Genomic DNA, 6,959 nt, shown 5'->3' on the forward strand with positions numbered 1-6,959 from the left:
CCAAGGCTCCGGCCAAGGCCATTGACGACCCGGCCATCGCCGCCCAACTGCAAACGGCTCCGGCCGGCCTCAAGGCCGCCATCGCCGAGCAGATCAAGGTCGCTCCCGAAACCTATAACGCCAATGCCGAACCTGGGTATCTCGGCATTCCCGGCGGCCCCAAAATCAATATGATTCTGGCTTTTGGCTGGGCCTTGTGGTTGGGCTGGATTTTCTCCACCGTGGGCGCTTTTGGCGGCGTTATGGCTGGTGTGGGCCACATGACCGTGCATGGCCTTGGCAACTACGCAAAATCTTTCGGCAAAACACCTCTCAACAAGTCCGTCACCGACTCGGTGCGCGCTTCCAACCAGATACTCGCCGGGCTTTCAGCCGTCATCAGTACCTTCAGCTACTATCGCCTGAAGCGTCTGGTGCTGCCCTTGGGCTTTGCTCTGGGCCTCGGCTCCATCGGGGGCGCGTACCTGTCCACCTCTCTCACAGCGGGCAAGCTGAACTTTTCGTCCTATCAGGGGTACTTTGGCCTTTTCGTTCTGCTGCTGGGTCTTTACCTCATTTGGGAAACGTCCCCTGCGGGGCAGCGCTCCAAGGCCAAGGCCAAGGAAGCTTCCAAGGCTTTTGAGACCGCTGCCAAGGGCAAGGGCGACGGCGTCCCGGCCCCCACAGGCGTCAAGCTTGTTTCTTTCAGTATAACCCGCTGCGTATTCACGTTCTGCGGCGTGGAATTTTCCTTTAACCCGCTGCTGCCCTTTCTCGGTGGTGTTGTCATCGCCAGTATCGCGGCCTTCCTTGGCGTGGGCGGCGGCTTTTTGCTGGTTCCCTTCATTACCAGCGTAACCTCCCTGCCGATGTATCTGGCTGCCGGTACTTCGGCCCTGGCCGTTCTCGTAAGCATGATCACGGGCATCACCACTCTTATGCTGCACGGCGTAATGGTGGACTGGAACCTGGTGAGCATTGAGCTTGTCGGCGTAGCCGTGGGGTCTATCATTGGACCCTTTACGTCGCGGTTTTTCTCTGAAATCTGGCTCAAGCGCCTCTTTATCGTGCTGGCCCTGTATGTGGGTACAGACTATGTGTTGCGCGGTTTCTTCCAGATCAGGATGTTCGGCTAGAACCGTTCATGCTTGAAATGCGCGGCAAGGATTTGTTTTAAATCCTTGCCGCAAAGCTGACGCCGGCGTGCCTGGCCTGCCGGAGCGGCTGGTTCAAGCTTGGCATCATGTTTCAGTTTGGATGCGGCCCGGGCGTGGATCCGGCTTTGCGACTCCGGTGATTTTGACGGTCTGTCTGGCGGGAAATTGCGTGTTCAGCACCGGTTTCCGTGCGTTGCGGCCGCCTGCAAAATAATGGCGCGGGGAGAATTGTCTCCACCGCGCCATTGCGTTATACTTCAGCAGTTCTTTTCATACACCCAAGCCCGGAAGGCGCCACAAGCTTCCTCTACAGCCATGGAAACATTTCTGATCTGGATTGACCCTGTTTTTGTGCTGCCTTTCCGTGTGATACCGCATCCGGAAACAGGCTATATTTTCGGCATGGGTTGTCTGGCGCTTATGGCCGTCATCATTGGTCTTGTCACGCTGAGCTTTGCCAACAGGCTGCATGCCCGGCGGCTGAAGAAGTATCAGGATCAGATGCAGCACTACCACAAACTGGGTGAACAAGCCCTGACGGGGGGCGACAAACAGGCATTCAAGGCCGTAAACCGTCAGGGGCATGAAGCCTTTGGTTACCATTTTTCTCTGAGTGGGGCGCTTTTTGTGGCCTCATTGTGGCCTATCCCCATCATGTTTGCCTGGATAAGATTGCGCTTCGGGCTGTTAAGCCCGGTGCTGCCGTTTGAGTTGCCCCTTTTCGGCAACCAGCCGGGCATGATTTTCTGGTTTTTGCTCTGGTATATTCCCTTGCGCATGTATTTTTCACGTGTGTGGCGCAAACTCCAGCTACGTAAGCGTGAGCCGCTTTCGGATCAAAAAATCATGTATCCCTGAAGCGTATGCCTTTGTGTGTCTTGCGAAATCGGGAAATGTTTTTTGAGCGGCGGGACCGGAAAAGAAGTAATCGTTTGAGCATGTATTGACAGTGAATTTCAATTTCATATAATACGTTTTCCGAGATAACGGCTTTTCCCGTACCGCAAGGAGAATTTATGGTCACACGATTTGGCACTTCGCCGGAAATGATCATTCAAAGCGTTGAGGAAAATGACTCCACGTTTCTGCTGGCTATTGACAGCGCAGGCTTGTACATGACGACCCCCAATTATGTGGGCAAAAGTATGGCAGACCGCAACCGCTATAGCAGCGCCGCCCGGCAGGACGTTGCCGCCCGGCTTGCTGCACTGGGCCTGAATGCTGAAGAGCTTTGGAAGAACAATCAGCACCTGATTCAGAGCGAGACCGTTTCCGCCAAGAAGGTGAACCCTCTCAAGGCTTCCAAGCGCGGCTCCAAAGGGTAGGGCTGCTGCCGTGTAACATGCTGGCATTGCTTTCGATTGAGATGCCTGTGTGGCGGGCGGCAAAGGGGCTGGCAGGGGCTGGTCCCCTTTTAGACAGTGTCGTCACGAGCGCCTTTCCCGGTATCTCTGCGTCGAACTTCGCCTTTTATTCCGGTCGAGTACCATAAGAGTACACTCTCTGCATAAAAGGCTCGTTCTCCTTGATATACCAAGAAAATTCATCTCGTGACGACACTGTCTAGGTTAGCCTCTGCATTCCTTCCGTATTACCTCAGGGGCGGCCAAATATCTTATGGTTGTTCACCTTTTCCCTCACTCGGTTTGCTGTCGTCTGGTAACTCCAGCTTTACCGATTTGGGGAGGGTGGGTAGCCTATTGGAACTTTACACTTAGAGCGTTTTAACCTTGAAAAAGTGAAATTGCTCTAGACGCCGCGCAATGCCGTCAGCGAGACTGCACGATAAATAGGGCAGTAACAGCAAAAATATGGTGGAAAATTGCTGTGCAGTAACCGTTTCAGGCTTGGATCAAGAATAATCTCAAGCGTTAACTGCTCTACATCGAGAGCAGTTAACGCTTGAGATGTTTTGTCTTCAGGGGGCAAGCGCCCGACATCAAGGCATAAACGCCGCTTCTTTGCACAGCAAAAGATGGAGCGGCATATTGCCTGCTTTGCGCATGCCCAGGCGCAAAGCAGGCAATATTTTATGGTTGCACTTTTTTTTCTGTCGCCTTTTCGTATTCTATGGGGCGGCCCTGGCTGTCGCAAAGGTTTATCAGCAGGGTTTTTCCGTCATCCGCAACTTTGAAGAGGCCAAAGCGGGCCTGTTCATAGCGTTTTGCACTGCCTTCTTCAAAATAAAATGCCGAGGCCGCAGTGAGGACGCTGTGTCTGCGTAGTTTATAGGACAGCAGAAATTCGCCATCCTGCAAGGGGCCGCCGTTATACAGGCGCACAAATTCCGCAGCCCCGGCAACGGGAGCATTGCTTATCCGCAGCACAGCCTGTCCCTGATCGGGGATGACGCGGTTAGACGCTTTGCGTTCTTTTTGGGGATCCATCAGGGCCGAATAGATCTTTCCGTTAACCACATAGCTGAGGCTCATGTAGTCGCCCATAAGCAGGGCGCGCGGGTCTACGGGGGCCAGAGGCAGGAGCACGGTTTTGCCGTCTGCGATGACGTGTTCCATCTTTTGCACGGAGAATATGTACCCCGAGAAAAACAGCAATAATATCGCAATGATATATATATTACGCATGGGCGGCCTCCTTTCCCGTAATTTTTGCGGACCACATGCGTAAAATAAGAGCCAGCAACAGCAGGGCAGTGCCGCTTATCGTCAGATACAGAGATTTTTCGGCAAAAGAAACATTAAGCGTGTAGTAGTAAAAGGTCATGTAGATCAGCAGGTATGCCAGCACAAATCCCTGCATGACCATATTGCCCATCTGCCGCGCCAGCGCCAGACCCAGAAGGGCCAGGACCGCGCCCGGCAGATATAATGACAGTACCAAAGAGGCGGCCGCACCCAACAGCGCGGCGATGCGTGCGCGGTTGTGCCGTCCACGGCCTAAAAATACGGCAAGGTAGCTCAAGCCCAGGGCTGCTCCTATGCTCATGCCCTGACTGCCGCTTATAATCAGGATACCTAGTGTAAACAGATACCATGTGACGAGAGAATATATCTGGCAGACCAACATGCCCGCATACGCGCCGAAAAAAATGGCGTCGGCGTTGTGAGCCTCGGTTCTGCCGCGCCACGATTTTTCATGCAGGCAAAAATGCGCAAGCCCCAGGCTGATGGCGGCCCACCATACCAGGGGCAGATACATAAGAATTCCGCTTGAAACTACTGCCTGTCTGTCCGGTTCGTTGGAAAACAGAAAGTCCAGGCCAAGAGCTACCGTCGTAACGACGCCCCCAGCCGCAAGAAAAGTGTAGGGCGGATTTCGCATGATCCAACCGACAATAATCAACAGCAAGGCCAGCAAAAAATAGCTAAACCCGGTGTTTTCGACTGTGAGAAACAGGCTTATGGAAATGCCCACTGTGCCTGTAATGGCAAGGGCAAAGCCGAAATGGCGTGAGAATATGGTGTTTTTTGCCAGCAGGACTCGGCCCAGAAACAGGATGGGGATGGACGCTACAAAGATGGCCGCTTCTTCATTGGTGATGATTTGCAGGGTTACAAAAATGGAAAAAGCAAGAAAACCAGTGAAAAGGATGGCCGCCAGCCAACCCCCAAAAGCCGGCAACATCCTGACATACCAGGGTGAGCGGGGGGTATTCACAGTCGGCAAAGGCGTTTCCCGAGCTATCACGCCCTGGCTTTGCAGGTGTTCCCACAGGCTTTGCCAAGAAATCCCCGGCGCATCATGAATAAAAAAGGAATAACTGTGCGGCGGCGTGGTCTCTGTGTTATTTTTTTCCGCGGCCATACTTTTTTGCAGATGCAACAGCAGCTTTGCCAGGCCCGCAGTGATACCCGTCACCATCAGCCCCCACAACAGCAGGGCCGCGCCGGTTCCGGCTTTGAAAAACAGTTCCGCTTCAGCCAGAAATGCCAGGACAACCGTTGTCGCCGCACCAAGCAGCACGGCCAGCATAAAGAGGTCTGGCTCTTTTTGGCGATACCACCACCACGAAATGCCGCCAGTTGCCAGGGCAAAAAACGGCACAAGACCATGTGGCAGCCAGAGGAAGCCTTCGTTTGTCAGGGAATAATCAGAAAAAATGTACACCAGCAGATATGCAGTGCAGCGAGCGATCAGATCAAAGAAAAGCAGCCTGGGCATCCAGCGCGAACACAGCCATGATTCCTGGGCGCGCTGTGCGGCCCGCCGTGCGGCCCATTCCCATATGATGATGGCGCTGGCAATGACCAAAAGCCATTCGGGAAGGATAAAAAAAGCGCCGAGGGCATCAAACGGCGAGGAAAAACTGCGGCCAAACCAGAGGGCTGCGAAAATACTGCCCACGATCCACGCGGTAAACCACAGGCCGACCTGTCTGCCAGCCAGCGCCAGCAGACAGAGCAGGACCGTCCAGACCCTGAAAAGCTCCCACAATTCCGCGCCGGTTTGATAGGTTTGGCCGAATACGGCCATCATGGGGCCCATGCAGATGCCGCAGGCCAGCAGCAATATCTGTCCAAGCCGTGTGTCAGGTCCGAGAACGACCGCTCCCACGCCACTTGCCGCCACCAGAGAACCCACAAGCGCCATGCGGCCAAAAGGCGAAATGGTTCCCCAGTTCCAGGCAATGAAGCAGATAACGCCCGCCAGAAAAAAGAGCGCCCCACCCATCAGAAAAATGTGCCGCCAGTAGGTCAGCCAGGCTTTGCCGTCCGGTGTGAAGCCACAAAATTCCAGGGATTGTTGCCAGGCTTCCGGGGAGAGCGCTCCTGCATCGCACAGGGCGGTCAGGCTTCCTCGTGTCAGGGAAGGCAGAAGGTTTTCGGTTGCGCCGTCTGCGCCGTCTGCGCCATCTGCGCCATCTTGGACAGCGCTGGTGGCTGTGATCTGGCATCCGGCATTGGATATGTCATTGTTCATAATAGATTCTCATGGTTGCGTTGCCGCCGCAATGGAGTTTTGGCGACCGGGGACTCTGATGAAAAGACGGGGCAAACAGATTTTCCCGTAGTGGAATGGGTGTTTTTAGAGCATTTTAACTTTGAAAAAGTGTAAATGCTCTAACGCTGCACGAAAGTGCAGCGCGCCACAATGTGGCGTGGATTCAGCCGAAAATCGCATTTTTCGGCTGAATGAAAGCTTTGAAATGTGAAGCATTTCAACGTTAATCTGCTCTAGAGCAAGCTGTCTTGTATCTGCAGAATGCTGCCGCGAGAGCCGCGAGTGTTAAGACCGTGGGGATTTCGTCCGTTTTTGTGCGGCGTAAAGAATGCGCTCTTCGTTGCGCAGGTTCACCTTTTGCCAAACGAGGCAGGTTTTCGTATTGGCAGGTCCTGGGTATTTCAGGAGTGAAATACCCACAAGGGAATGGGGTTGCAAACCCTTGCTTGAAACAGGCGCAGACAAAGCGCGCCTACGCCTGTTTCAAACATTGATGGCGTCAGATGAAAAGATTTTTCAGTCTGTGGGGCTGGCAGCGCAGATACTGCCGGGGCGTGTCGGCAATGGAGACGCCCAGAGCCGCCGCGGCATGCCAGGGCCAGCGCGGGTCATACAGCATGCCCCGGCCTATGGCCACCATATCGGCCTGACCGCTGACAATAATGCCCGATGCCAGTTCCGGCTCCGTGATAAGGCCCACGGCTATGACGGGCAGACTGTCGACAGCCTGCTTGATGGTCTGGGCCAGATGCACCTGATAGCCGGGGGCAAGCTCAATTTTCTGTTCGGGCGTCAGGCCCCCGCCGGAAACGTGGATAAAGGCGGCTCCGGCCTTTTCCAGCTGCTGGGCCAGCACAGCGCATTCGTTCACATTCCAGCCGCCCGGGGCAAATTCTGTACTCGACACGCGCATGACCACCG

General features: G+C 54.4%; 6 protein-coding genes. 3 read left to right on the forward strand and 3 right to left on the reverse strand.

What is annotated here, in order from left to right; translation table 11 throughout:
• The first annotated feature begins 20 nt into the window (after window positions 1-20).
• The 3 genes from V6C16_RS06050 to V6C16_RS06060 all read left to right on the forward strand — a co-directional run bounded on the left by V6C16_RS06050 (window position 21) and on the right by V6C16_RS06060 (window position 2,461).
• Window positions 21-1,115, forward strand: coding sequence for a sulfite exporter TauE/SafE family protein (locus V6C16_RS06050; protein WP_333534339.1), 1,095 nt, complete (start codon window positions 21-23; stop codon window positions 1,113-1,115).
• Window positions 1,116-1,451: 336 nt separating this feature from the next.
• Complete coding sequence (locus tag V6C16_RS06055) at window positions 1,452-1,994, forward strand: hypothetical protein (RefSeq protein WP_333534332.1); 543 nt, start codon at window positions 1,452-1,454, stop codon at window positions 1,992-1,994.
• A gap of 158 nt (window positions 1,995-2,152) precedes the next feature.
• Window positions 2,153-2,461 carry a hypothetical protein gene (locus tag V6C16_RS06060; protein WP_333534334.1) on the forward strand — a complete coding sequence of 103 codons (309 nt, stop codon included), beginning with the start codon at window positions 2,153-2,155 and terminating at the stop codon, window positions 2,459-2,461.
• Between the two features lie 705 nt (window positions 2,462-3,166).
• On the opposite strand, the gene V6C16_RS06065 is transcribed toward V6C16_RS06060, so the two are convergent.
• The 3 genes from V6C16_RS06065 to V6C16_RS06075 all read right to left on the reverse strand — a co-directional run.
• Entirely contained in the window at window positions 3,167-3,721 is a 555-nt protein-coding gene (locus tag V6C16_RS06065) for a GDYXXLXY domain-containing protein (protein ID WP_333534335.1), read from the reverse strand.
• Window positions 3,714-6,017, reverse strand: coding sequence for a DUF4401 domain-containing protein (locus V6C16_RS06070; protein WP_333534337.1), 2,304 nt, complete (start codon window positions 6,015-6,017; stop codon window positions 3,714-3,716). The genes V6C16_RS06065 and V6C16_RS06070 overlap by 8 nt, the downstream gene beginning before the upstream one ends.
• Window positions 6,018-6,537: 520 nt before the next feature.
• Window positions 6,538-6,959: oxidoreductase (locus V6C16_RS06075; RefSeq protein WP_333542891.1), on the reverse strand; the 422-nt coding region annotated here is incomplete at its 5' end.

Source organism: Desulfovibrio sp. 1188_IL3213 (assembly GCF_036763145.1).
Taxonomy (GTDB): domain Bacteria; phylum Desulfobacterota; class Desulfovibrionia; order Desulfovibrionales; family Desulfovibrionaceae; genus Desulfovibrio.